19 protein-coding genes and 2 pseudogenes are annotated in these 24437 nt (G+C 71.3%); 9 read left to right on the forward strand and 12 right to left on the reverse strand.

Features of this window, described 5'->3' with window-relative positions; translation table 11 throughout:
- The first annotated feature begins 132 nt into the window (after nt 1-132).
- Nucleotides 133-1575 (forward strand): DMT family transporter, encoded by a 1443-nt coding sequence (locus AQJ27_RS55465; protein WP_107120665.1) that lies wholly within the window; start codon nt 133-135, stop codon nt 1573-1575.
- On the opposite strand, the pseudogene AQJ27_RS60715 reads toward AQJ27_RS55465, so the two are convergent.
- Nucleotides 1565-1963: pseudogene (locus tag AQJ27_RS60715) on the reverse strand (M23 family metallopeptidase); the annotation flags it as partial. The gene AQJ27_RS55465 and the pseudogene AQJ27_RS60715 sit on opposite strands and share 11 nt — an antisense overlap.
- 525 nt (nt 1964-2488) lie before the next feature.
- Nucleotides 2489-2779: pseudogene (locus AQJ27_RS60720) on the reverse strand (transglycosylase family protein); the annotation flags it as partial.
- 272 nt (nt 2780-3051) lie between these two features.
- Here AQJ27_RS60720 and gndA point away from each other — a divergent pair.
- Nucleotides 3052-4491 carry an NADP-dependent phosphogluconate dehydrogenase gene (gene gndA, locus AQJ27_RS02625; RefSeq protein WP_067360960.1) on the forward strand — a complete coding sequence of 480 codons (1440 nt, stop codon included), beginning with the start codon at nt 3052-3054 and terminating at the stop codon, nt 4489-4491.
- A 592-nt stretch (nt 4492-5083) separates the two neighbouring features.
- Here gndA and AQJ27_RS02630 read toward each other — a convergent pair.
- The 9 genes from AQJ27_RS02630 to AQJ27_RS02670 form a co-directional block, all read right to left on the reverse strand.
- Nucleotides 5084-5731: an aspartate/glutamate racemase family protein gene (locus tag AQJ27_RS02630; RefSeq protein ID WP_096239655.1), complete on the reverse strand. Its 648-nt coding sequence runs from the start codon at nt 5729-5731 to the stop codon at nt 5084-5086.
- Complete coding sequence (locus AQJ27_RS02635; RefSeq protein WP_067360963.1) at nt 5731-6075, reverse strand: GNAT family N-acetyltransferase; 345 nt, start codon at nt 6073-6075, stop codon at nt 5731-5733. Before AQJ27_RS02635 ends, AQJ27_RS02630 begins: the two co-directional genes overlap by 1 nt.
- A gap of 60 nt (nt 6076-6135) precedes the next feature.
- Nucleotides 6136-6555 carry an aspartate 1-decarboxylase gene (panD, locus tag AQJ27_RS02640; protein ID WP_067360967.1) on the reverse strand — a complete coding sequence of 140 codons (420 nt, stop codon included), beginning with the start codon at nt 6553-6555 and terminating at the stop codon, nt 6136-6138.
- Nucleotides 6556-6730: 175 nt separating this feature from the next.
- On the reverse strand, nt 6731-7879 hold the full coding sequence (locus AQJ27_RS02645; protein ID WP_067360970.1) for a vWA domain-containing protein: 1149 nt from the start codon (nt 7877-7879) through the stop codon (nt 6731-6733).
- Entirely contained in the window at nt 7872-8780 is a 909-nt protein-coding gene (locus AQJ27_RS02650) for an AAA family ATPase (protein WP_067360973.1), read from the reverse strand. The genes AQJ27_RS02645 and AQJ27_RS02650 overlap by 8 nt, the downstream gene beginning before the upstream one ends.
- Nucleotides 8773-9699, reverse strand: coding sequence for an XdhC family protein (locus AQJ27_RS02655; RefSeq protein ID WP_067360980.1), 927 nt, complete (start codon nt 9697-9699; stop codon nt 8773-8775). Before AQJ27_RS02655 ends, AQJ27_RS02650 begins: the two co-directional genes overlap by 8 nt.
- Nucleotides 9700-9709: 10 nt before the next feature.
- Nucleotides 9710-12082, reverse strand: coding sequence for an aerobic carbon-monoxide dehydrogenase large subunit (locus AQJ27_RS02660; RefSeq protein WP_067360983.1), 2373 nt, complete (start codon nt 12080-12082; stop codon nt 9710-9712).
- Entirely contained in the window at nt 12079-12606 is a 528-nt protein-coding gene (locus tag AQJ27_RS02665; protein WP_067360987.1) for a (2Fe-2S)-binding protein, read from the reverse strand. Before AQJ27_RS02665 ends, AQJ27_RS02660 begins: the two co-directional genes overlap by 4 nt.
- Nucleotide 12607: 1 nt before the next feature.
- Nucleotides 12608-13480 carry an FAD binding domain-containing protein gene (locus AQJ27_RS02670; RefSeq protein ID WP_067360989.1) on the reverse strand — a complete coding sequence of 291 codons (873 nt, stop codon included), beginning with the start codon at nt 13478-13480 and terminating at the stop codon, nt 12608-12610.
- A 116-nt stretch (nt 13481-13596) separates the two neighbouring features.
- Between AQJ27_RS02670 and AQJ27_RS02675 the strand changes: the two genes are divergently transcribed.
- Both AQJ27_RS02675 and AQJ27_RS56255 read left to right on the forward strand, forming a co-directional pair.
- Entirely contained in the window at nt 13597-14553 is a 957-nt protein-coding gene (locus AQJ27_RS02675; RefSeq protein ID WP_067360992.1) for a LysR family transcriptional regulator, read from the forward strand.
- Between the two features lie 263 nt (nt 14554-14816).
- Nucleotides 14817-14990 carry a hypothetical protein gene (locus AQJ27_RS56255; protein WP_159064315.1) on the forward strand — a complete coding sequence of 58 codons (174 nt, stop codon included), beginning with the start codon at nt 14817-14819 and terminating at the stop codon, nt 14988-14990.
- 88 nt (nt 14991-15078) lie between these two features.
- Here AQJ27_RS56255 and AQJ27_RS02680 read toward each other — a convergent pair whose 3' ends face one another.
- On the reverse strand, nt 15079-17034 hold the full coding sequence (locus AQJ27_RS02680; RefSeq protein WP_235613442.1) for an ABC transporter ATP-binding protein: 1956 nt from the start codon (nt 17032-17034) through the stop codon (nt 15079-15081).
- A 221-nt stretch (nt 17035-17255) separates the two neighbouring features.
- Between AQJ27_RS02680 and AQJ27_RS02685 the strand changes: the two genes are divergently transcribed.
- The 5 genes from AQJ27_RS02685 (at nt 17256) to AQJ27_RS02705 (ending at nt 24401) form a co-directional block, all read left to right on the forward strand.
- The gene (locus tag AQJ27_RS02685; protein ID WP_235613407.1) at nt 17256-18239 is read left to right on the forward strand and encodes a lysylphosphatidylglycerol synthase transmembrane domain-containing protein; all 984 of its coding nucleotides are present in this window, start codon (nt 17256-17258) and stop codon (nt 18237-18239) included.
- Between the two features lie 107 nt (nt 18240-18346).
- Nucleotides 18347-19111: a crotonase/enoyl-CoA hydratase family protein gene (locus AQJ27_RS02690; RefSeq protein ID WP_067360998.1), complete on the forward strand. Its 765-nt coding sequence runs from the start codon at nt 18347-18349 to the stop codon at nt 19109-19111.
- Between the two features lie 320 nt (nt 19112-19431).
- On the forward strand, nt 19432-20517 hold the full coding sequence (locus AQJ27_RS02695) for a mechanosensitive ion channel family protein (protein WP_096239653.1): 1086 nt from the start codon (nt 19432-19434) through the stop codon (nt 20515-20517).
- Nucleotides 20518-20929: 412 nt separating this feature from the next.
- Nucleotides 20930-23149 (forward strand): NADP-dependent isocitrate dehydrogenase, encoded by a 2220-nt coding sequence (locus AQJ27_RS02700; protein ID WP_067361001.1) that lies wholly within the window; start codon nt 20930-20932, stop codon nt 23147-23149.
- 187 nt (nt 23150-23336) lie between these two features.
- Nucleotides 23337-24401 (forward strand): right-handed parallel beta-helix repeat-containing protein, encoded by a 1065-nt coding sequence (locus AQJ27_RS02705; RefSeq protein ID WP_067361004.1) that lies wholly within the window; start codon nt 23337-23339, stop codon nt 24399-24401.
- Nucleotides 24402-24437 lie beyond the last annotated feature (36 nt).

Genomic DNA, 24437 nt, shown 5'->3' on the forward strand with positions numbered 1-24437 from the left:
ATCGGCAGTACTACTCATTGCCTGCTCAGGTACGACGACGTGAACGGATGCGCGAGGCATCGTAGTGGGTATGAAGGCCGATCGTTCGCCGCGCCGGGCACAGCGCCCCCGCCGCACGCAGAGGAGGGACTCATGAGCGCGCTCGCGCTGTCCGTCCTGCTCTCGTTCGTCTCCGCCGTTGCGTACGCGGGCGGCGCGATCGTCCAGGAGCAGGTCGCGCTGACCTCTCCCGACCAGACGTACGCGCCGTTGCGCCGCCCCGGCTGGTGGGCGGCGGTCGCCCTGAGCGGCGTCGGCGGGGTGCTGCACGTGGTGGCGCTCGCCTACGGCCCGCTGAGCCTGGTGCAGCCGCTGGGCGCGCTGACCATCGTGTTCGCGCTCCCCATGGCGGCCGTCTTCGTCGGCCGCAAGGCCGGGGCGACCGCCTGGCGTGGCGCGATCATGGCCACGGTGGGCCTCGCGGTCCTGCTCGCGCTGGTCGGCTCGGCCGACTCGCAGTCCCTGAGTGACACCCAGATCACGGTGCTGGCCGTGGTGTCGGGCGGCGCGGTGGCGGCCTTCATGGTGGCGGGCCGCGCCGCGCACCGGCACCCGGCCGTGCGCAGCGTGATGCTCGCGGTGGGGTCCGGCATAGCCTTCAGCATGTCCTCGGTGTTCACCAAGACCGTCGCGGTGGACTGGTCGCACCAGGCCTCGCTCTCCGACCTGCCGAGCCTCGCCCTCATAGGTGTCTTCGCGACGGCCGGGATGCTGCTGTCGCAGGCCTCCTACCGGGGCGGCGGCCTCGCGGCGCCGCTGGCCACGCTGACGGTCGTCAACCCCGTCGTGGCGGCCGCCGTCGGCATCACGATGTTCGGCGAAACCTTCCGCTACGGCGAGACGGGCACCGTGCTCGCGCTGGCCTGCGGAGTCGTCGCGGCGGGCGGTCTGATCCTGCTCACGACCGAGCAGATCGGCAGCGCCCGGAACACCGCGGAGGTCGCCGCACCCGCCGCCGCGGAGACCGAGCCCGCGCCGGAAGGCGCCACGCCGGACTCCGCGTTGGAGGCGCTGCTGCTCGCGGCACTGCCCGAGCAGTCCGCGGGACCGCGCCACGAGGACGAGCCGACCGCGGGCCGCGCAGAGGCGTTCGGCGCGGGGTTCGAGGAGGCGTACGACGCAGAACTCGGGGAGGCGTTCGACGCCGGGCGCGGGGAAGCGTTCGACGCCGGGCTCGGGAACGAACTCGGCGCGGGGCTCGGAGACGGATTCGACGCGGGGCTCGGAAGCGGACTCGGCGCGGGGCTCGGGAAGGCGTTCGACGCCGGACTCGGAGCCGGGCTCGGGAACGGACTCGGGGAGGCGTTCGACGCCGGGCTCGGAGACGGATTCGGCGCGGACCGCGGCGAGGATCTCTTCGTACCGGCTCCGGCGATGGTGGGGGCCGCGGAGAGCGCGCCCGACCCGGCCGACTCACCCGAGTCGGCCGAGGAGGACGCGCTGCCCGCGCTGACCTATTTCGGCCCCCTGTGCGGGCCCTACGTAGTGGCGACGCCTCTGCTGGACCACCACCACCGCACCCGCGTCAAATCCTGACGCCGCCCGCCCTCAGGTAGGCGACCGGGTCGATGTCCGTGCCGAAACCGGGCCCCGTCCGCACCTCGAAGTGCAGATGCGGGCCCGTGCTGTTGCCCGTGGAACCGGAGCGGCCGATGCGCTGGCCGCCCACCACGCTCTGCCCGTCCTTCACCGAGATCGCCGACAGATGGGCGTACTGGGAGTAGCGGCCGTCGGCGTGCCGGATCACCACCTGGTAGCCGAACGAGCCGCCCCAGCCCGCACTGACGACCTGTCCCGCGGCGACCGCCTTCACGGAGGTGCCGGTGGGCACCGGGAAGTCGACGCCCGTGTGGTAGCCCTTCGACCACGAGGCACCGGCGGCGCGGTAGGGCGTGCCGGTCGCGGCGTGCACGGGGGCGACGAGCGTGTCGGATCTCTTGGCGGTGTCCGAGGACGTCTTGTGCGAGGAGGTCCGGTGCGGGGACGTCTTGTGCGTGGACGGCCTGTCAGGGGTCTTCTGCTTCTTCGACGCGGACGAGGGAGTGCTCTCGGTGTGCGCCGGGGTCTGGCCCTTGCCCCGCAGATTCAGCCGCTGGCCCGGGAGGATCAGGTCCGGGTCGGAGCCGACGGTGGTGCGGTTCGCGTCGTACAACCGCTGCCAACCGCCCTGGACATGGCGGGATCCCGCGATGCCGGAGAGCGTGTCGCCGTGGACGACGGTGTACATCTCGGCGGTGCCGGCCCGCGACTGGGGTGTGGTCTGCGGCTGGACGTCGCGCACGGAGCGCTTGGTGGTCTGGGGCGACGTAGCGGATCTGGTGGCGGTCCGCTCGGCGGCCGGGGTGATGTCGGGGGTGTCCCCGCCCCGGGTGAGACCGGCGCGCACCGAGCAGACCGGCCAGGCACCGGGTCCCTGGCCCTTGAGCACCTTCTCGGCGATGGCGATCTGCTGGTCCTTGGTGGCCTGATTCGCGCGCGGGGCGTAGACCTGCCCCCCGTAGGCCTCCCAGGTGGACTGGGTGAACTGCAGTCCGCCGTAGTAGCCGTTGCCGGTGTTGATGCTCCAGTTGTTGGTGGACTCGCAGGCGGCGACCTTGTTCCAGGTGTCCACGTCGGCCGCGTGTGCGACGCCGGTGCCGATCAGCGGGAGTGCCATTCCGGCGCCGCCCGCCGTGACGGTGAGTGAGGCGCGGTTGATCCTGTTCGGCTGATACCGGCGGTGCCGGCCGCGTACGGCCATGTGGGAGCCCCCTCGACATGCGTCAGGAGCGGCAAAAGTAAGCGCTGCGAACAGGCCATGACAAGAGCGCAATCGGCCGTGCTGCGCGCCCCGGGCGCCGCTCCCTCGCCCGGGGAGGCGGCGGGTCGTTCTTCTGCGTACACGTCTCCGACACGTCAGGATGGCCGGAGGAGTACTGACGAACAGGAACGACAGGATCACCGGCAGCGGCGATACCGACTCATACCGACCAATACCAGGACCTCTTACCGGATCTCTTAGGAGCCAACCGTATGAGCAACTCAGCCCAGATCGGCGTCACGGGTCTCGCGGTCATGGGGCGCAATCTCGCCCGTAACTTCGCCCGCAACGGCTACACGGTCGCCTTGCACAACAGGACCGCGGCCCGGACGCACGCGCTGGTGGAGGAATTCGGCCACGAGGGCGACTTCGTGGCCACGGAGACCGCGAAGGAGTTCGTCGAGGCACTGGAGCGGCCGCGACGTCTGATGATCATGGTGAAGGCCGGTGAACCGACCGACGCGGTGATCCAGGAGTTCGCCCCGCTCCTTGAGCCCGGCGACATGATCATCGACGGTGGCAACGCGCACTTCGAGGACACCCGGCGCCGGGAGCGCGACCTGCGGGGCCAGGGCATCCACTTCGTCGGCACGGGCGTGTCCGGCGGTGAGGAGGGCGCGCTGAACGGGCCGAGCATCATGCCGGGTGGCTCGAAGGAGTCGTACGCGTCGCTCGGTCCGATGCTGGAGAAGATCTCCGCGAAGGCGCCGGACGGCTCTCCCTGTGTGACCCACTGCGGTCCCGACGGGGCCGGGCACTTCGTGAAGATGGTGCACAACGGCATCGAGTACGCCGACATGCAGCTGATCGGCGAGGCCTACCAGCTCCTGCGTGATGTCGCCGGGTACTCCCCCGCGCAGATCGCCGACATCTTCCGCACCTGGAACACCGGCCGGCTCGACTCCTACCTGATCGAGATCACGGCGGAGGTCCTGTCGCACGTGGACGCGGCGACGGGCAAGCCGTTCGTGGACGTGGTCCAGGACCGTGCGGAGCAGAAGGGCACGGGCCGCTGGACCGTGCAGATCGCGCTGGACCTGGGCGTTCCGGTGTCCGGCATCGCGGAGGCGGTCTTCGCCCGCTCGCTGTCCGGACACGCCGACCTGCGCGCCGCCTCCCGGGAGCTCGTGGGCCCCCAGGCGAAGCCGCTCGGGGAGTCCGAGGCGGCGGCCTTCGCGGACCGGGTGGAGCAGGCGCTGTACGCGTCGAAGATCGTGTCGTACACGCAGGGCTTCCACGAGATCAGTGCGGGCAGCGACCAGTACGACTGGGACATCGACCTCGGTGCCATCTCCGCGATCTGGCGCGGCGGCTGCATCATCCGGGCGGCGTTCCTGGACCGGATCCGCGCCGCGTACGACGCCCGGCCCGATCTGCCGAGCCTGCTGTCCGACGAGACGTTCGCGCAGGAGATCGCGGCGGCGCAGGACGACTGGCGTGAGGTCCTGGTGGCCGCCACCCGCCAGGGCGTGCCCGCACCCGGCTTCTCCGCGGCCCTCGCCTATTACGACGCACTGCGCGCCGACCGGCTGCCCGCCGCCCTGACGCAGGGGCAGCGGGACTTCTTCGGAGCACACACCTACCGGCGCGTCGACCGGGAGGGCTCGTTCCACACGCTGTGGGGCGGCGACCGGTCGGAGGTCGAGGCGTAGGCAGACGTAGGGGTACCAGGCGTACGGGTACCAGACCTACGGGTATCCCGCGCCACCGAGGCCGTCCCATCCCTGGAACCCCGGGGGGGTGACGGCCTCTGCCGTTCACCCATTCACCCGGCTGTTCACGTGAGCGGGGGGCCCGGTTCGGGGTTCGGTACCGGCTCGGGGCCGGGCGGCACCGGGCCGGGGCTCGGCGGGGTCGGCCCGGGGCCCGGTGGGGTCGGCTCGGGCCCCGGCGGCTTCGGCACCGGGGTCGGCGGAGGGGTGGGCTTCGGTGGCGGGTGCGGGCCCGGATCCGGGGTCGGGTCCGGGAAGGGGTGCGGGTCCGGGAAGGGCTGTGGGCGGTCGGGGCCCGGCCCCGGCGTGGGACCCGGCTGCACCGGATCGGGGTTCGGATGCGTCATGGTGTCCTCCAGCCAGTCGATACGTCGGCCCTGGACTTGTCCCACGCGTACCCGTCCACCGCTCCCCCAGTCACCCCGTCGCGCAGGGCGTGCGGACCAGTTGGACCAGACGGATCCGGCCGGTCCACCGATGGCACGACCACCGATCGGCGCGCCCGCCCATGACGCATCCACCCGCGGAGCGTCTACGCGTGGTGCACCGCGTCCGCGCCGGCCGCGAGCCCCGGGCGGGGGCTGGACAGTACCGGGACCGCGGTCGTGGTCAGCCGCTGGGCCGGGGTCATGGACGCCTGGGCGAGGACGATCGCGTCGGCGTCGGTGACCGAGTCGGCGGCCGCCGCCACGCTGCGGACGTACCCGTCGATGTCGCCCGCCTCGAAACGGGCCCAGGCCCCGTCGACCAGCAGCGTTCGGACCTGTACGGAGCGCCCGGCGGCGCGGGCCTCCTCCTCGACGAGGGCGACCGTCGGCTCCAAGGTGCTCTCCGACGTCGCGACGACCACCACACGGGGGCCCGCGGCGACCGCGGCGGCGGCCATCGGACGGTCCACCCGGAGCACGGGTACCCCGGCGCCCGCCTCCTCGGCGACGGCGCCGATGGTCGAGCAGGTGCACAGGACGGCACGCGCCCCGTCGGCGACGGCCCGGTCGAGTGCCGCCCGCACCTCGCCGGCCACCGCGGCCGGGCCCTCGCGCCGGGCCCGGGCCAACAGTTCCTCGTCCACCATGTGCCGCAGTTCCAGCCCCTCGTGGTCCTCGTCGCGCAGTGCGTCGAAGACGGGGATGTGCAGGGGTGAGGTGTGCAGCAGGGCGAGCGGACCCGATCGGTTCATCAGAAGCGCCCGGGGTGCGTCTCGAGCCACTCCACCGCCGCCCCGAGCAACTCCGGGTCGGCCGCCGGAGCCTCCTCGGGGTGGCGCGCCGCCCACTTCACGACGTACGGGCACAGGGGCGCGACCACGATGCCCTCGCGCGCGGCGATGCCGTACAGCTCACGGGCGAGGGAGCCCGCGATGCCCTTCCCCTCGTGCTCGGGTTCCACGATGGTGTGCACGGGGACGAGGGCGCGCGCGGGGGCCTCGAGGACGAAGTACTCGATGTGGCCGACCACTTCGCCCCCGGCGATCGCCTCGAGGCGGCCGCCCGCACGGTCGTCGCGGATCTCCATGTCGCTCATGGGCAACTCCTCGCGTCCTCGGGTCGTCTGCTTGCTCAGCCGCTGCCCCGGACCCGGGGTTCAGACGGTGACCGCCTGCGGGCTGCGCTCCTGGTCCGAGCCCGGCACCGGTTCGGACGGATCGGCGCCGAGGGCCACGATCCGGTTGTCGTGGTCCACGTGCACGACCCTCGGCCGCAGTGCCCGCGCCTCGGCGTCGGAGACCTGAGCGTAACTGATGATGATCACCAGATCTCCGGGATGTACGAGATGGGCCGCCGCCCCGTTGATCCCGACGACCCCGGAACCGCGCTCGCCCTCGATGACGTACGTCTCCAGGCGGGCGCCGTTGGTGATGTCGACGATGTGCACGAGTTCACCCGGCAGCAGATCCGCGGCGTCGAGCAGATCGGCGTCGATCGTGACGGATCCGACGTAGTGCAGGTCGGCCTGGGTGACGGTGGCACGGTGGATCTTGGACTTGAATAGAGTACGCAGCATTTGGGTGCTCCTGCTGTTCGGCTCCCTGCCTGCTTGTGCAGGTCAAGGGCGGTTTTCACTCTACAACGGCTGGCTTCCCACTGATTTGCCGCCTGCTGTTCAGGCATCGACACCGACCGATTACTGCTCCGCTCCGCCCTCGGGGTCGACAGGCGGAACCAGGGTACGGGCAGGGTCATCGGCGGCGGCGCGGGGTGGACAGAACGGCGGTGAAGTCGCCCAGGGCCGCGAGGTTGTGGGCGCTGACGACGGCGTCGCAGTAGGGCAGTGCCGCAGCCATGCCGCCCACGAGCGGACGGTAGCGCGGGCTTGCCGTGCGCGGGTTGACCCATACGACGCGGTGGGCGACCCGGGACAGCCGTGCCATCTGGGTGGCGAGGTCGGCGGGCGCTCCGGTGTCCCAGCCGTCGGAGATGATGGCGACCACGGCGCCGTGCGCCATGCCGCGTCGGCCGAACCGCTCGTTGAACTCCGCCAGGCAGTCCGCTATCCGGGTGCCCCCGGACCAGTCCGGGGCCACCTGTCCGGCCCGCGCCAGGGCGTCGTCCGGCCCGGCCCGCCGGAGAACGGGCGTGAGGCGTGTGAGCCGGGTGGCGAAGGTGAAGACCTCGGCGTGGGCGGCGCGGGCGGCACAGTAGAGCAGTTGGAGCATCGCGCGGGCATAGGGCTCCATCGATCCGGAGATGTCGCAGAGCACGATGAGGTCGCGGGGGCGGGCGCGGGGCACGAAGCGGCGTAGCCGCAGCGGGTATCCGCCGGTGCGCCGGCTGACGGAGAGGGTGCGGCGCACGTCGATGCGCGCACCGTGGTGCGCGGTGCGGCGCCGGCGGGACGGCCGGGTCGGGGTGCGAAGCACGAGGGTGCGCATCACCTCGGAGAGCCGCGCCAGTTCCTCGGCGGACAGGTCCGCGAAGTCGCGGCCCGCGAGACGGTCGAGCGGACTGGCGGCGACAGGTACGGGAGCCTTCCGCGGCGGTGCGTCGGCATCCCGGTCTCGTCCGTCGGCGGTGTCCCTCCGGATGCCGGGGACGCGGCCGGGAACGGTGTTCGGGAGCGTTCGGGGCGGGTCGCCGGGTTGCCCGCGCTGTGCTCCGCGGTCGGCCGGGCCGCCGAAGACCTCGCGGAAGACCGCGTCGAACGGCTCGATCTGCTCCGGGTCGGACACCAGGGTGGCGAGCGCGCAGTGCCGCAGCTCGCGCGTCGTCGACGGTGCCAGCAGGGTGAGCGCCCGGGCGAAGCTCCGGGTGCGGTCGGGGCCCACCGCGATCCCAGCGTCGTGCAGGGCGGCGGTGAACGAGGCTGCCAGCTCCGGCAGGTCAGGCATCGGAGCCGGCCTCCGCGTCGATCAGCTCCGCCAGGCCCGCCCGGCGCACGGCCTCCAGGTCCTCGGCGTACTTGAGTACCGCCCCCAGCGTCCGGTCGGCGGCGTCGGCGTCGAGCACGGAGAGCCCCAGCGTGTGCAGCGCGCCCGCCCAGTCGATCGCTTCGGCGATGCCGGGCGGCTTGGTGAGTTCCTGCCGAGCGCGCAGGCGCGCCACCCCGATCGCCACGCGCGCGGCCAGCCACTCGGCCGACTCCGGCACCCGTCTGCGGATGATCGCGGCGACCCGTGCGGTGTCCGGGTAGTCGATCCAGTGATAGAGGCAGCGCCGTTTGAGCGCGTCGTGCAGATCCCGGGTGCGGTTGGAGGTCAGTACGGCCACCGGCGGTACCGCGGCCGTCCGGGTGCCGAGCTCGGGGATGGTGACCGCGGCATCGGCGAGCAGTTCCAGCAGGAACGCCTCGAACTCGTCGTCGGCGCGGTCCACTTCGTCGATGAGCAGCACCGCCGGCCGTGGTCCCGGGTGGCAGATCGCGGCGAGCAGCGGCCGTGGCAGCAGGTAGTCCTCGGAGAACAGGTCGGCGTCCCGCAGGGGCTCCCCGCGGGACTCGGCCAGCCGGATGGCCAGCAGTTGCCGTGGATAGTTCCACTCGTAGAGTGCCTCGGCCGAGGACAGTCCCTCGTAGCACTGCAGCCGGATCAGCGGCGTGTCGAGCACGGCGGCGAGGGCACGGGCCGCCTCGGTCTTGCCGACGCCGGGCTCGCCCTCCAGCAGGATCGGCTGCCGCATGCGCACGGCCAGCAGCAGCGCCGTGGCCAGGGCGTCGTCGGCCAGGTAGCCGACCGTGTCCAGACGCGCGCGCAGGGCGGGGACATCGGGTACGAGGGGGTCGAGGTCAGGCATGCGCGTACCGGGAGGGGTCGTCGGCGAAGGCGTGCTGGCACCCTGGCCCGCAGAAGTACACCGGGCTGCCGGCCCGGTCCAGTGAGAGGGTGGCGGGCGTGATCACCACGGTCATGCCGCACACGGGATCCATGCCCTCGGCCACGGCCTGGGGTGCGGCGGAGTCGGCTCCGTGGCGCGCGGCTCGCGCCGCCTGCGGCCGCAAGGCGATGATCTCGGCGTACACCGACAGTGCGATCTCCGCCGGGGTCCGTGCGCCGATGTCCAGGCCGGCCGGGGTGTGGACGCGCGTGCGTTGTTCCTCGGTGAGCCCCAGCCCGGTGAGCACCGCCGCGCCGCGCTTCGGACTGGCCACCAGCCCGATGTACGGGATCCCGGCGCGTGCGGCCTCGATCAGTACGGTCTCCTCGTCGCGGCCGTGCGTGGCGATGACGACGAGGTCCAGATCGGGCGGCAGCGGCTCCCCGGGCGAGGCCGGCCGGGCGTCGATGCCGAGCACACGACCGACGTCGAGCAGAGCCCGGGCGATGGGGGCGTGTCCGTAGACGTACGCCAGCGCCGGCGGGAGGTTGGCCTCCAGGAAGATGTCGAGCGTCCCGCCCGACAGGCAGGGATTGGCCACCGTGACCAGGCCTTCGCCCGGCTCCTGCGCGCCGTCGGCCCCGCTGTCCGGGGCGGGCGTGATCCTCAGCAGCAGCGATTCGCCGGTCTCCAGCACCCGCAGGCCCTGCAGTTGCACCGTCGTCTCGGCGCATGTGCCGCCCACGAAGCCCTCGACGGTGCCGTCGGGCAGTACCAACGCGCTGTCCCCGGGCTTGGCACTCGTGGGCCGTTCCGCATGGACGACAGTGGCCAGGACGAACGGGGTCCGGCCGTGCCGGAGCACGTCCGCGCGGGTCAGCAGTTCGGTGTTCGTCATCGCGTGGGCCTCAGGTGATCGCCAGGTCGGTGCGCAGCGGCCGACCCTGCGTGGCCCGCCACACGGCGGCGGGCGTCAGCGGCATGTCGACATGGCGTACGCCGAGCGGCTTCAGCGCGTCGACCACGGCGTTGACCACCGCGGCGGGCGAGCCCACCGTGGCGGACTCGCCGACGCCCTTGGCTCCGATGGGGTGGTGCGGGGAGGGGGTGACGGTCTCGCCGAGCTCCCAGGACGGGCACTCGACCGAGGTGGGCAGGAGATAGTCCATGAACGACCCGCCGAGGCAGTTGCCGTCCTCGTCGAAGGCGATCACCTGCATCAGCGCCATGCCGACGCCGTCGGCGAGTCCGCCGTGCACCTGCCCCTCGACGATCATGGGGTTGATCCGGTTGCCGCAGTCGTCCACGGCGATGAACCGGCGGACCTTCACCTGGCCGGTGTCCGCGTCCACGTCGGTGACGCAAATGTACGCACCGAAGGGGAAGGTGAGGTTCGGCGGGTTGTAGACACAGGTCGCGTCCAAGTGGCCCTCGACGCCCTCCGGGAGTTCCAGGTTGGAGTGCGCGGCGAGCGCGATCTCGGTCATGGTCCTGCCCTGGTCGGGGTCGCCCGTGACGAACCAGCGGCCCTTCTCCCATTCCAGGTCGTCCGGACCCACTTCGAGCATCGCGGAGGCGACGATCTTCGCGCGTTCACGCACCTTGCGGGCGACGATCGCGGCCGCTGCTCCGGACACCGGTGTCGAGCGGGATCCGTAGGTGCCGAGCCCGAACGGGGTCTGGTCGGTGTCGCCGTGCACCACCTCGACGTCGTCGGGCGGGATGCCCAGTTCCTCGGCGACGATCTGCGCGAAGGTCGTCTCGTGGCCCTGCCCCTGGGTCTGTACGGAGATCCGCAGGACGGCCTTGCCGGTCGGGTGAACGCGCAGTTCGGCGCCGTCGGCCATGCCAAGACCGAGGATGTCCATGTGCTTGCGCGGGCCCGCGCCGACGGCCTCGGTGAAGAAGCTGACCCCGATGCCCATGAGCTCGCCGCGCTCGCGTTTTTCGGCCTGCTCCCGGCGCAGGTCCTCGTAGTGCGCGATGTCCATGGCCAGCCGCAGGGCGCGCGGGTAGTCGCCGGAGTCGTACTCCCACCCCGTCTGCGTCTTGTACGGGAACTGCCCGGGCCGCAGCAGGTTGCGCATCCTCAGCTCGGCCGGGTCCGTGCCGAGCTTGTCCGCGAGCACGTCGACCATCCGCTCGACCAGGTACACGGCCTCGGTGACACGGAACGAGCAGGCGTAGGCGACGCCGCCGGGGGCCTTGTCGGTGTAGACGCCGGTCACGGTGCAGTGAGCGGCGGCCAGGTCGTACGAGCCGGTGAAGACGCCGAAGAAGCCGGCGGGGAACTGCGTCGGCTGTGCGGTGGCGTTGAACGCGCCGTGATCGGCGATCACACGGACGCGCAGGCCCAGGATCTTGCCCTCCTTCGTCGCCGCGATCTCGCCGTGCATGTGGTAATCGCGGGCGAAGGAGGTGCTCATGAGGTTCTCCGAGCGGTCCTCCACCCATTTGACCGGCTTGCCGGTGACGATCGAGCCGACGACCGCGCACACGTAACCGGGGTAGATGCCGACCTTGTTGCCGAAGCCGCCCCCGATGTCCGGGGAGATGATCCGGATCTTGTGCTCCGGGATGCCGGCCACCATCGCGTAGATCGTGCGGTGGGCGTGCGGGGCCTGGGTGGTGGACCACACGGTCAGCTTCCCGGTGATGGCGTCCATGTCCGCCACGGTGCCGCAGGTCTCCAGCGGCGCCGGGTGCACCCGCGGGTACAGCATGTCCTGCTCCACCACGACGTCGGCGGCCGCGAAGACCTCGTCGGTGCGCTCCTTGTCACCCGCCGACCAGTCGAAGATGTGGTTGTCGCTCTGATGTTCCTTGTCGTCGCGGATCACCGGCGCGTCCGGGTCGAGCGCCCGGAGGGCATCGACGACCGGCGGGAGCGGTTCGTACTCCACGTCGATCAGTTCGAGGGCGTCCCGGGCGGCGTAGCGGTCCTCGGCGACGACGAAGGCGACCTCCTGGCCCTGGAAGCGCACCTTGTCGGTGGCGAGCACCGCCTGGGTGTCGTACGAGAGCGTGGGCATCCAGGCCAGCCCGAGTCCGGCCAGGGTCTCCCCGGTGATCACGGCCTTGACCTTCGGGTGTGCCTCGGCGGCGCTGGTGTCGACGGACACGATCCGGGCATGCGCCAGCGGGCTGCGCAGGATCGCGCCGTACAGCATCCCGGGCAGCCGGACATCGTCGACGTAGGTCCCGTGGCCGCGGACGAACCGCGCGTCCTCCTTGCGGGTCATCCGTCCGAAGCCGACCGGCCGTTCCTCGGTGGTCGTCATGCCCGCACCTCCTCGCGGCCGGGCGCCGACTCGGTGTCCGCGGCCGCGTCCGCGGTCCGCGCCCCACCGCCGTGCTCGGCGGCCCAGCGGATGGAGCGCACGATGTTCTCGTAACCGGTGCATCGGCACATCTGTCCGGAGATGGCCTCGCGGATGTCCTCCTCGGACGGATCCGCGTTGTGGTCGAGCAGCCAGCGGGCGGTCATCATCATTCCCGGCGTGCAGAAACCGCACTGCAGCCCGTGGCAGGCGACGAATCCCTGCTGCACCGGGTCGAGTTCGGCCCCGTGCGCCAGGCCTTCCACGGTCCGCACCTCATGGCCGTCGGCCATCACCGCGAGCACGGTGCAGGACTTGACCGGCGTCCCGTCCAGCCAGACGGCGCACACCCCGCAGTTGGAGGTGTCGCAGCCCCAGTGGGTTCCGGTGAGTCCGAGTTCGTCGCGCAGGAAGTGCACGAGCAGCAGTCTGGGTTCCACGTCCCTCGTGTGCTGCTCGCCGTTCACGGTCACGGTGATCCGCATGTCACGCCTCCTGCCCCTGGGCACGTGCGGCGGCGGCGCGCAGCGCCCGCGTGGTGAGCACCCCGGCCAGATGCCGCTTGTAGTCGACCGGGCCGCGCTGGTCGGCCGTCGGTCTGCACTCCCGCGAGGCGATCCGGCCCGCCTCGGCGAAGCCCTCGTCGTCCGGCCGTCCACCGCGCAGGAAGTCCTCGGCCTGCTCGGCCACGAACTGTGGGGCACCCACCGCGGTCAGCCCGATCCCGGCCTCGGTGATGACCCCTCCGGCGATCTCCAGCACCGCTCCCGCGGCGACGACCGCCCAGTCGCCGACCCGGCGCTCGACCTTGCGGTAGGCGCTGGCGTGCGAACGGATGGGCACGCGGACCTCCACCAAGAGCTCCGCTTCGTTCAGCGCGGTCTCGTACGGCCCGCGGAAGAACTCCCTGATCCCGATGGTGCGCCTGCCTCCCGGGCCCTGGGCGACCAGGGTCGCCCGCAGTGCCGAGAACGCCGCGGACAGGTCCTCCGAGGGATCGGCCTGGCACAGCGAGCCGCCCACGGTGCCGCGGTTGCGTACGAGCGGATCGGCGATGACCCGTTCCGCGTCCCGCAGGATGGGGAAGTGCTCACCGACGACCGGTGAGGCGAGCAGCTCCGCGTGGCGGACCATCGCTCCGACGGCCAGGTCGTGCCCGTCCACCCGGATCAACGCCAGCTCGCCGAGGCCGTTGATGTCGATCAGGGCTTCGGGCTGGGCCAGCCGCAACTTCATCATCGGCAGCAGGCTGTGTCCGCCCGCCACCACCCGGGCCTCGGGGCCGTACCGTGTGAGCAGCTCGATCGCCTGCTCGAGGCTGGTGGCCGTCTCGTACTGGAAGGCAGCTGGTACCTGCATCGGGCCCTCCTCACACGCTGTGCCCGTCGCTGCATCGATGCTGCGCCCTTCCACACCGGTCGCGCAATGGCTGTATAAGCATTCACTTATCACCCTAAATGCGAGAAAATCGGATAGTGACCGTTACGCAGCTCAGCACCTTCGTGCTGGTTGCCCGGCTCGGTTCGGTGGGCGCCGCGGCGCGGACTCTGAACGTGAGCGAGTCCGCGGTGTCACAGGCGCTCGCCGCGCTGCGCGCCCACTTCGGCGATCCGCTCATCCGGCGCACCGGCGGTGGTGGGATGCGTCTGACACCCGCCGGGGCGCGGCTGCTGCCGGTCGCGTCGCGGATGGTCGCACTGAGCGCTGAAGCCGAGGCTGCGGTACGGGCGGCCCGGGGCGCGCCCGACGAACTGCGGGTCGTCGCCACGAGCGCGCTGGCCGAGTTCGTGCTCCCGTCGCTCGTGGAGGCCTTCGCCTGTCGCTCGGGGCGCAGGACCGAGACCTCGTTCGGGGTGGCCGCCGGCAACGAGATACGCGTGCTGGTGGAGAACCGGCTGGCCGACGTCGCGCTCGGGCCGTGTCTTGGCGCCGCCCGAAGGGGCGAACTGGTCAGCGAGCCGCTGTTCCGCACCCGGTTGGTCGTGGTGATCGGCGCCGGGTCGCCGCGGCCGCCCGGTCCGCCGCCGCAGTGGTCGTGGCTGGTCGATTCCTCCGGGACCGATCCGGACGCGGACTCCGGGCGACTGCTGCGTCGGCTCGGCGTGGTCGAAGGACACGTGCGGGTGTTCCCCAACCAGGCCGCGACCTGGGCGGCCGCCGCCGAGGGCGCGGGGGTGGCACCGGCGTTGGCTCACCTGGTGTCGCCCCGCATCCGGCGTGACGAGCTGCGCATACTCGAGACTCCTGCCACGCCGTCGGACGCCACGTGGCACGCCACCGTACTGCAGCCCGAACATCGTTCCCCGGCCACCGCCGCGTTCCTGCACTTCCTGCACACGCCCGCAGCGACCCGCATCATGCGCGCGCCCGGCACCGGCGTCCCACCCTCCCGGTTCCGGCCCCCGGTGTACGTCACGCTCTGGGGCACGTGAGAGAGCAGCCGTCGGCAAACCCGTGGCCAACCCGGCCACCCGCACCGCGCTCATCCAGGTGATACCGGACAGCGCGCCCAGCGACCCGGCGACCTAGACGCTGGTCAACACCATCCGCGACGACCGGGCGGCGATCCTGCGCGACACGGGCGCCACCGTCCAGGTCACCGGCAGCACCCCCGTGAGCGTCGACGTCGCCGCGAAACTCAACTCGGCGCTGATCCCCTTCGCCGCCGTCGTGATCGGGCTGTCGCAGTTCCTGGATGCTCAAACAGATCGCCTTCGCACTCACACGGACCCGGCACGCGGCCTGGTGGCTGCCGAAGTGGCTGGAGCGGCGCCTTCCCGCCCTCGACATCGAGGGCGACCGGCTCGGCCCCGCACCCGCCCCCGCCGTACCAGAATCCGTACCCCTCACCCCGTCGACGGCCGACTGACGACACCTCACTTCCGTCCCGCCGGATCCGGTGATCCGGAGATCCGGCGGGACGGCGGGACGGCGGGACGGAGCGTCGGCCGACGGTCCTACGGGATCGCCTCCGCCGCGACGGCGACCTCCGCCACGCCGTCCCGGTCCTTGCCGACTTCCCGGTCCTTGCTGATCTCCCGGTCCTTCGTGACGTCGCGGTCCTTCTTGAACTGAGTCCGGTACAGCTCCGCGTACCGGCCATCCGCCGTGAGCAACTCCTCGTGCGTGCCCCGCTCCACGATCCGTCCGGCCTCCACGACGAGGATCACGTCGGCGGTCCGCACGGTGGACAGCCGGTGCGCGATCACCACGGCCGTGCGCCCTTCCAACGCCTCGGTGAGCGCCTCCTGGACAGCAGCCTCCGAGGTGTTGTCCAGATGGGCGGTGGCCTCGTCGAGGATGACGACACGCTGGCGGGCGAGCAGCAGCCGGGCGATGGTCATGCGCTGGCGCTCGCCGCCGGACAGCCGGTAGCCGCGCTCGCCGACCACGGTGTCGAGGCCGTCGGGCAGGGAGCGTACGAGGTCTTCGAGGCGGGACCTGCGCAGTACGTCCCACAGGTCGTCCTCCGTCGCGGAGGGGCGGGCCAGGAGCAGGTTGGCGCGTACCGAGTCGTGGAAGAGGTGACCGTCCTGGGTGACCATGCCGAGGGTCTCGCGCATCGACTCGGCGCTCAGGTCCCGGACGTCGACGCCGCCGATGCGGACGGTGCCCTCGTCGGTGTCGTACAGGCGCGGCAGCAGTTGGGCGATGGTCGACTTGCCGGCGCCGGAGGAGCCGACGAGGGCGACGGTCTGGCCGGGCTCGGCGCGGAAGGACACGCCGTGCAGGACCTCGGCGCCGCCCCGGGTGTCGAGGGCGGCGACCTCCTCGAGGGAGGCGAGGGAGACCTTGTCGGCGGAGGGGTAGGCGAAGCGGACGTCCTGGAACTCCACGGCCGCCGGGCCTTCCGGGACCGTACGGGCGTCCGGTTTCTCCTCGATGAGCGGCTTGAGGTCGAGCACCTCGAAGACGCGCTCGAAGCTCACCAGGGCGCTCATGACCTCGACGCGCGCCCCGGCGAGCGAGGTGAGCGGCGCGTACAGGCGGGTCAGCAGCAGCGCCAGCGAGACGACGGCGCCCGGCTCCAGGCTGCCGCGCAGCGCGAACCAGCCGCCGAGCCCGTACACGAGCGCGAGGGCCAGGGCGGAGACCAGCGTGAGGGCCGTGATGAAGGCCGACTGCGCCATCGCCGTACGCACCCCGATGTCCCGCACCCGCCGGGCCCGCGCCGCGAACTCCGCGGACTCGTCCTCGGGCCGTCCGAAGAGCTTGATCAGCGTGGCGCCGGGCGCGGAGAACCGCTCGGTCATCCGGGTGCCCATCGACGCGTTCAGGTTCGCCGCCTCCCGTTGCAGGCGTGCCATCCGGCTGCCGGTCCGCCGCGCGGGCACCACGAACACCGGCAGCAGCACCAGCGCGAGCAGAGTGATCTGCCAGGACAGGGTGAGCATGACGGCGAGGGTGAGCAGCAGCGTGACGAGATTGCTGACGACTCCGGACAGCGTGTTGCTGAAGGCTCGCTGGGCGCCGATCACGTCGTTGTTGAGTCGACTGACCAGCGCGCCCGTACGGGTACGTGTGAAGAACGCGACCGGCATGCGCTGCACATGATCGAACACAGCCGTCCGCAGATCGAGGATGAGCCCCTCGCCGAGCGTCGCCGACAGCCAGCGGCCGAGGAGCCCGAGCGCCGCCTCGGCGAGCGCGATGAGTGCGATGAGCACGGCAAGGCGGATGACGGTGCCTTCGTCGCCGCCGGACACGATGGCGTCCACGACGCGCCCCGCGAGCACCGGCGTCGCGACGGCCAGCAGCGCGGTCAGCACGCTGAGCACCACGAACTGGCCGATACGGCGGCGATGCGGACGGGCGAAGGCGGCGATGCGACGCAGGGTCGCGCGGGCGAAGGGACGGCGCTCCTGCTGCGCGTTCATGACGCTGTACAGCTGGGTCCAGGCTGTGCTCTCCATGCTCATGGGAGTGACCGTAGGACCTCAAGCATCGTTGAGGTCAATGATTCCCGGACGAAGTCCACGAAGAACACAGTCAAGAACACGGTGAAGAACACGGTTAGGAATTCATGACGGCACCCACGACGGCGACGACACCTCCCGCACCTTGCCCGGCACGTCGTCCGCCGGACGCGCGCCCGCAACCCCCCGTTGGCGCGGCGTGGAGAACCTCTCCCGATGTGACAGCGGTTCGACTTCCCCAGAAGCTTCCCCAGGGATTCCCCCAAGGATCCCGACGCTTCCCGCTCAGGTCGGTCCTGTGCGTGATCCCGCTCGCCCTCGTCCTGGTGGTCGCGGTGCGGCATCGGTCCGTCCTCATGGAGGGCTTCGGCCATCTGCGCTCGGCCGAGTGGCCCTGGCTGCTGGCGGCCGCCGTCGCGACCTGCCTGACCTGGGTCGCCGCGGCCTCCGCCCGGCAGGGCGCGGTCATGCAGCGACTGCCCGCGCGTCGCCTGCTCGCGACGCAGTTCGCCGCGGGTGCGGCCAACCACCTGCTGCCGACCGGTCTCGGCGCCGGCGCGGTCAATCTGCGCTTCATGACCGTGTGTGGCGTCCCGCTCGCCCGCTCCTCCGCCGCGCTCGCGCTCTACATGCTCGCGGAGTCGATCGCCCGGCTGACCCTCCTGGTGGGCCTGCTCATCGCGTTCCCGGGAGCCCTGCACATCGGATCCCTCCTCCCCTCGGGCGCGATCGGCCCCTTGCTGCTCGCCACGGGAGTGGTCCTGCTGGCCACGGTGGCCACGCTTCTTCTCGTGCGACGGCTGCGCGGGGCCGTGTTGTCGTTCCTGCGCACCGCGCTCGGCGAGGCCCGCTCCGTGCACACCCGTCCGGCGCGCGCGCTCGCTTTGTGGGGCGGATCGCTCGCCTTCCCGCTGCTGCAGGCCGCCGGGCTGACCGCGGTGGGTCAGGCGATGAACCTGGCGGTGCCGCCCCTGCACATGGCTCTCGCGTATCTGGCGGCGACGGCGGCCGTCGCGATGGTGCCCACGCCGGGCGGCATCGGTTCGGTGGAGGCGGCGCTGATCGTCGCGCTGGTCGCGGCGGGCGGCCCGGTGGCCGTGGTGACGGCGGTCGTGCTGGCCTACCGGATCATCACGGTGTGGGTGCCGCTGCTGCCCGGGGCGCTGACGCTGGGGGCGCTGGTCCGTCTGAAGGTGATCTGAGCGCCACGGATCCGCGCCATGGATCCGCGCCGCAGGAAGCTCCGGAGTAACCTCCCCGTACGCCGCTCAGGCGAAGGCGTACATGGCCGGGAGAAGGGGACAGCACGATGTCGGTCCGGATCGAACGCCAGGGGTACGTCACCACGGTCGTCCTCTCCCGCCCCGCCGCCCGCAACGCCGTGGACGGACCGACGGCCGCCGAACTCGCCGAAGCCTTCCGGGAGTTCGAGGCGGACGAGACGGCCCGGGTGGCGGTGCTCTGGGGCGAGGGCGGCACGTTCTGCGCCGGCGCGGACCTCAAGGCGATCGGCACCGAGTACGGCAACCGGGTCGCGGAGGACGGTGACGGGCCCATGGGTCCCACCCGGCTGCGGCTGTCCAAGCCGGTCATCGCGGCGGTCGCGGGGCATGCCGTGGCGGGCGGTCTGGAACTGGCGCTCTGGTGCGATCTGCGGGTCGCGGAGCAGGACGCCGTCTTCGGCGTCTTCTGCCGCCGCTGGGGCGTCCCGCTCATCGACGGCGGCACCGTACGACTCCCCCGCCTCATCGGCGCAAGCCGTGCGATGGACATGATCCTCACCGGCCGCGCGGTCCCGGCCGCCGAGGCGTACGAGATGGGTCTCGCCAACCGGCTCGTCCCGACCGGCCGCGCCCGGGCCGAGGCCGAGGAACTCGCCGCGGCCATCGCCGACTTCCCCCAGTCCTGCCTGCGCAGCGACCGCGCGTCGGTCCTCGACCAGGAGGGCCTGGTCGAGGAGGCGGCCATGCGCGTCGAACTCCGTTACGGCATGGATGTGTTGGCCGAGGGCATGGAGGGCGCCGCCCGCTTCGCGTCGGGAGCCGGGCGGCACGGCTCGTTCACGGCGAGGTAGCGGGCCGGGTCCCGTACCGTGCCGCGGCCCCTCGGCTCGATCGGAGCGCTCTCGACCGGATCGGCCCCGGCCGAGACCCTGGTGACGGACCGACAGGTGTGGCCGGCAGGCGCGGTCGGCAGGAACGGTCTGCGGGTGTGCCGGAAGCGTGTGGGCCCGGTAACGGACGTACCCGTGAGTACGGCAGGATGAGAGGTCGCCCCGGACGACGAACACGCGTCCGGGCGTGATCGTGCATTCCCGGATTCGAGCAGGTGGCAAGTGACGACACAGCACATCCGGCCCGCGGGCCTTCCTCTCCGTCACACGGGAGGCGGCCGGTGAAACACTCCCTCACGCTGGACGACCTGATGATGGCCGGGATTCCCGTGGTGGCGGGTCTGCTGGCCGCGTTCCTGTCGCGCATACTGCTGCGCTGGCTCGGCAAGCACGCCTCGCGCACCCGGTGGAGCGGTGACGACTTCATCGTCGACGCGCTGCGTACGCTCGTCCCCTGGGGAGCGATCGCCGCGGGTGTCTCGGCGGCGGGCGCGGTACTTCCGCTCACGGCTCCGGTCGGACGCAACGTCAACAAGGTCCTGACCGTCGTCCTCATCTTCGTCGCGACCCTGACCGCGGCCCGGGTCATCACCGGTCTCGTGCGGTCGCTGGCCCAGTCCCGCTCGGGTGTCGCGGGCTCGGCCACCATCTTCGTCAACATCACCCGGGTCGTGGTGCTGGCGATGGGCTTCCTCGTCATGCTGCAGACGCTGGGCATCTCCATAGCCCCGCTGCTCACGGCCCTGGGTGTGGGCGGTCTCGCGGTGGCGCTCGCGCTTCAGGACACCCTCGCCAACCTCTTCGCGGGCGTCCACATCCTCGCCTCGAAGACGGTCCAGCCCGGCGACTACATCCGCCTCAGCAGCGGTGAGGAGGGCTACGTCGTGGACATCAACTGGCGCAACACGACGGTCCGTCAGCTCTCCAACAACCTGGTCATCATCCCCAACGCCCAGCTCGCGGGCACCAACATGACCAACTTCAACCGCCCCGAGCAGCAGATGACCCTCATCGTCCAGGTCGGTGTCGGCTACGACAGCGACCTGGACCATGTCGAGCGCGTGACCACCGAGGTCGTCGCCGAGACGATGACCGAGATCACCGGCGCCGTCCCGGACCACGAGCCCGCCGTCCGCTTCCACACCTTCGGCGACTCCCGCATCAGCTTCAGCGTCATCCTCGGTGTCGGCGAGTTCAGCGACCAGTACCGGATCAAGCACGAGTTCATCAAGCGCCTGCACAAGCGGTACCGGGACGAGGGCATCCGGATTCCGGCGCCCACGCGGACGGTGGCGCTGCAGCCGGGCGGGGCGGAGCTGCTGGAGGCGGGCATACCGCACCAGCGCGAGGCCACGTCGGGGAGGTAGCCCTGCCCCGAGACCTCGGAGGCTGAGGCGATGTGGTCCTCGGTGCTCACGGAGGAGCCCCGGTGACACTCGGCGGAGCACTCGACACGGACGGTCACCCGGGCGTGCTCCGGCAGCGGGCGCGCCGGGGCGACCCGCAACTTTTCACCCATGTGCGGATCGCGGTGACGTCGACCGACGCGGCCGCGGAGGCCGTCACTCTCGTGCGATATCCCATGATTCGCGGTCGTTCGGAAGGACGGGCCGGTCCAGGTGGGCGTTCGTCCGGCAGGAGTGCGAGGGCGTCGAGGCGGGTGCCTGCGGCGCGCCACCTCTTGTTCACGACGATGGCGGGCGGACCCCTGTCGAGTCGGGGTCGCTCACGAGATATCTTGATGTCGAGCAATGTTGCAGACGTGGAGCGGAGCACCCGGTGACTGACTCGACCATCATTTACACGCACACTGACGAGGCCCCGGCCCTGGCGACGTATTCGTTCCTGCCGGTGGTCCAGGCGTACGCCTCGCAGGCGGGTGTCACTGTGGAGACCCGTGACATCTCGCTGGCCGGGCGCATCCTCGCGCTCTTCCCCGAGTTCCTCGAGGAGGGTCAGCGCGTTCCCGACGCCCTCGCCGAGCTCGGTGACCTGGCCAAGACGCCCGAGGCCAACATCATCAAGCTGCCGAACGTCTCGGCCTCGATCCCGCAGCTGAAGGCCGCGATCGCCGAGCTCCAGGAGCAGGGCTACGCGCTCCCGGCCTACCCGGACGACCCGAAGTCGGACGAGGAGCGCGACATCCGCGCCCGTTACGACAAGGTCAAGGGCTCCGCCGTGAACCCGGTCCTGCGCGAGGGCAACTCCGACCGCCGGGCCCCCGCGTCGGTCAAGAACTACGCCAAGACCCACCCGCACCGCATGGGCGCCTGGACCCCCGAGTCCAAGACCAACGTCGCCACCATGGGCGCCGACGACTTCCGCTCCACCGAGAAGTCCACGGTGATCTCCGAGGCGGGCTCGCTCCGCATCGAGCTGGCGGGCGACGACGGCTCCACCACCGTGCTGCGCGAGTCCGTACCCGTCCTCGCGGGCGAGGTCGTCGACGCGTCCGTCATGCACGTCGCGCCGCTGCGCGAGTTCCTCACGGCGCAGATCGCCCGCGCCAAGGCCGAGGACGTGCTGTTCTCCGTGCACCTCAAGGCCACGATGATGAAGGTCTCCGACCCGATCGTCTTCGGCCACGTCGTGCGCGCCTTCTTCCCCAAGACGTTCGCGAAGTACGGCGAGACGTTCGCCGCCGCCGGTCTGACCCCGAACGACGGTCTGGGCGGCATCTTCAAGGGCCTGGAGGCGCTGCCCGAGGGCGCCGAGATCAAGGCGTCCTTCGACGCCGAGCTCGCCGAGGGCCCGGCCCTCGCGATGGTCGACTCGGACAAGGGCATCACCAACCTGCACGTCCCCTCCGACGTGATCGTCGACGCCTCCATGCCGGCGATGATCCGCACCTCCGGCCACATGTGGGGTCCGGACGGCCAGGAGGCCGACACCCTCGCCGTCCTCCCGGACAGCAGCTACTCCGGCGTCTACCAGGTCGTCCTCGACGACTGCCGCGCCCACGGCGCCTTCGACCCGTCCACCATGGGCTCGGTGCCGAACGTCGGTCTCATGGCGCAGAAGGCCGAGGAGTACGGCAGCCACGACAAGACCTTCGAGATCCCCACCACCGGCACGGTCCGCCTCGTCGACCAGGCCGGCAACGTGGTCCTGGAGCAGGCCGTCGGCGCGGGCGACATCTTCCGCGCCTGCCAGACCAAGGACGACCCGATCAAGGACTGGGTGAAGCTGGCCGTCACCCGCGCCCGCGCCACCGGCGACCCGGCGGTGTTCTGGCTGGACGAGACCCGCGCCCACGACACGCAGCTGATCGAGAAGGTCAAGGCGTACCTGCCGGAGCACGACACCGAGGGCCTGGACATCAAGATCCTGTCCCCGGTCGAGGCGACGAAGTTCTCCCTGGAGCGCATCCGCAAGGGCCTGAACACCATCTCGGTCACCGGCAACGTCCTGCGTGACTACCTGACCGACCTGTTCCCGATCCTGGAGCTGGGCACCAGCGCCAAGATGCTCTCCGTCGTTCCGCTGATGGCGGGTGGCGGCCTCTTCGAGACGGGTGCCGGCGGCTCCGCCCCGAAGCACGTCCAGCAGCTGGTCAAGGAGAACTACCTGCGCTGGGACAGCCTGGGCGAGTTCTTCGCCCTCGCGGCCAGCTTCGAGCACCTCGCGCAGAGCACGGGCAACGCGCGCGCCCAGGTGCTCGCCGACACCCTCGACCGCGCGACGGCGACCTTCCTCAACGAGGACAAGTCGCCGACCCGTCGCGTCGGCGGCATCGACAACCGCGGCAGCCACTTCTACCTGGGCCTGTACTGGGCGCAGGAGTTGGCCAAGCAGACCGACGACGCGGACCTCGCCAAGGCGTTCGCCCCGCTCGCCGAGACGCTGACCGCGCAGGAGCGGACGATCGTCGACGAGCTGCTCGCGGTCCAGGGCAAGCCCGCCGACATCGGCGGCTACTACCAGCCCGACCCGGCCAAGGCCGCGACCGTCATGCGCCCCTCGGCCACCTGGAACGCGACGCTCGCGACCCTCGCCTGACACACCGTCGGCGCCCACGCGTCACCACCGCACCGCCCCGGCCGGGTTCTCCGGCCGGGGCGGTCGCGTGTCCGCCGACGCCGCTGCCTGCGACGGCTCACCCTTACGCGCGCAGGCAGGTGACATCGGCGGTCCACCTGGGTGATCACCGGTGGCGGGCCGGAACACCCGCTCTTAGCTTCGGCCTATGACGAAACGACAAATGGCCTACCTCGCCTGCACCGCGGCCGTCACGGCGTCGGTGCTGGGTGCCGCCCCGTCCGCCGACCACCGTTCGGTGCACCGGGTCCACCCCGGCGAGTCGATCCAGAAGGCCGTGAATTCCGCACACCCGGGGGACACCGTCCTCCTCTCCCCCGGCACGTACCACGAGAGCGTCCGCGTCACGGTGGCGAACCTGACGCTGCGCGGCTCCAGTGCCCGTTCCACCGTCATCGTGCCGGGCAAGGCCTCCGCAAGCAGCTGCGCCAAGGCCGGCAACGGCATCTGTGTCACCGGAACGGACAGCAAGCGCGTCAAGGGCGTCACCGTCAGCTCACTGACCCTCAGAGGCTTCGCCAAGCAGGGGCTGTGGGCGTCGGGCACCGACCGGCTGACGGTCCAGGGAGTGGTCGCCGAGAAGAACGGCCAGTGGGGCATCGCCCAGGAGCGCTCCGTGCGCGGGGTGTTCCGCAACAACGTCGCCCAGAACAACGGCGACGCCGGACTGTTCCTGTCCAACACGGTCAGCACCGAGGAGGGCGCCCGGGACACCCTGGGGACGGTCGTCAGTCACAACCGTCTGGCCGGCAACCGGATCGGCGTCACGGTCCGACGGCTGCGGAACCTGACCGTCGATCACAACGAGGCGACCGGCAACTGCGCCGCGGTGTTCGTCGTGGGCGACGAGAACAAGCCGCGCGTCGGGGCGCTGAGCGTGGTCCGCAACTACGTCCACGCCAACAACAAGTACTGCCCCAAGACCCCCCGTCTGCCCTTCCTGCAGGGCTCCGGGATCGTCCTCACCGGCGCCGAGAAGACACTGGTGGCGGAGAACAGGGTCGAGGACAACGTGGGCACCTCCCCGCTGTCCGGCGGCATCGTGCTCTACAAGAGCTTCGTGGGAGCCGTCAACAAGGACAACGAGATCCGCGACAACGTCGTGCAGCGCAACGGCAAGGCCGACCTCGCCAACCGCGACCGCGTCAAGGGCAAGGGCAACACCTTCCACGACAACACCTGCGCACACTCCGAGCCCGCCGGACTGTGCTGACCCCCCTCCCCCCACCAGCACGACCCCAGAAGCGAG

The sequence above is a fragment of the Streptomyces olivochromogenes genome (assembly GCF_001514115.1).
Classification (GTDB): Bacteria; Actinomycetota; Actinomycetes; order Streptomycetales; family Streptomycetaceae; genus Streptomyces; species Streptomyces olivochromogenes.

Excerpts from the sequence above, each read along its gene's own strand:
- AQJ27_RS55465 (WP_107120665.1), top strand. The coding sequence starts at position 133 with ATGAGCGCGCTCGCGCTGTCCGTCCTGCTCTCGTTCGTCTCCGCCGTT.
- AQJ27_RS02650 (WP_067360973.1), bottom strand. The coding sequence starts at position 8,780 with ATGCCTGACCTCGACCCCCTCGTACCCGATGTCCCCGCCCTGCGCGCG.
- AQJ27_RS02705 (WP_067361004.1), top strand. The coding sequence starts at position 23,337 with ATGACGAAACGACAAATGGCCTACCTCGCCTGCACCGCGGCCGTCACG.
- AQJ27_RS02690 (WP_067360998.1), top strand. The coding sequence starts at position 18,347 with ATGTCGGTCCGGATCGAACGCCAGGGGTACGTCACCACGGTCGTCCTC.
- AQJ27_RS02655 (WP_067360980.1), bottom strand. The coding sequence starts at position 9,699 with ATGACGAACACCGAACTGCTGACCCGCGCGGACGTGCTCCGGCACGGC.
- AQJ27_RS02680 (WP_235613442.1), bottom strand. The coding sequence starts at position 17,034 with ATGGAGAGCACAGCCTGGACCCAGCTGTACAGCGTCATGAACGCGCAG.
- gndA (WP_067360960.1), top strand. The coding sequence starts at position 3,052 with ATGAGCAACTCAGCCCAGATCGGCGTCACGGGTCTCGCGGTCATGGGG.
- AQJ27_RS02645 (WP_067360970.1), bottom strand. The coding sequence starts at position 7,879 with ATGCCTGACCTGCCGGAGCTGGCAGCCTCGTTCACCGCCGCCCTGCAC.
- AQJ27_RS56255 (WP_159064315.1), top strand. The coding sequence starts at position 14,817 with ATGCTCAAACAGATCGCCTTCGCACTCACACGGACCCGGCACGCGGCC.
- AQJ27_RS02670 (WP_067360989.1), bottom strand. The coding sequence starts at position 13,480 with ATGCAGGTACCAGCTGCCTTCCAGTACGAGACGGCCACCAGCCTCGAG.
- panD (WP_067360967.1), bottom strand. The coding sequence starts at position 6,555 with ATGCTGCGTACTCTATTCAAGTCCAAGATCCACCGTGCCACCGTCACC.
- AQJ27_RS02660 (WP_067360983.1), bottom strand. The coding sequence starts at position 12,082 with ATGACGACCACCGAGGAACGGCCGGTCGGCTTCGGACGGATGACCCGC.
- AQJ27_RS02665 (WP_067360987.1), bottom strand. The coding sequence starts at position 12,606 with ATGCGGATCACCGTGACCGTGAACGGCGAGCAGCACACGAGGGACGTG.
- AQJ27_RS02630 (WP_096239655.1), bottom strand. The coding sequence starts at position 5,731 with ATGAACCGATCGGGTCCGCTCGCCCTGCTGCACACCTCACCCCTGCAC.
- AQJ27_RS02635 (WP_067360963.1), bottom strand. The coding sequence starts at position 6,075 with ATGAGCGACATGGAGATCCGCGACGACCGTGCGGGCGGCCGCCTCGAG.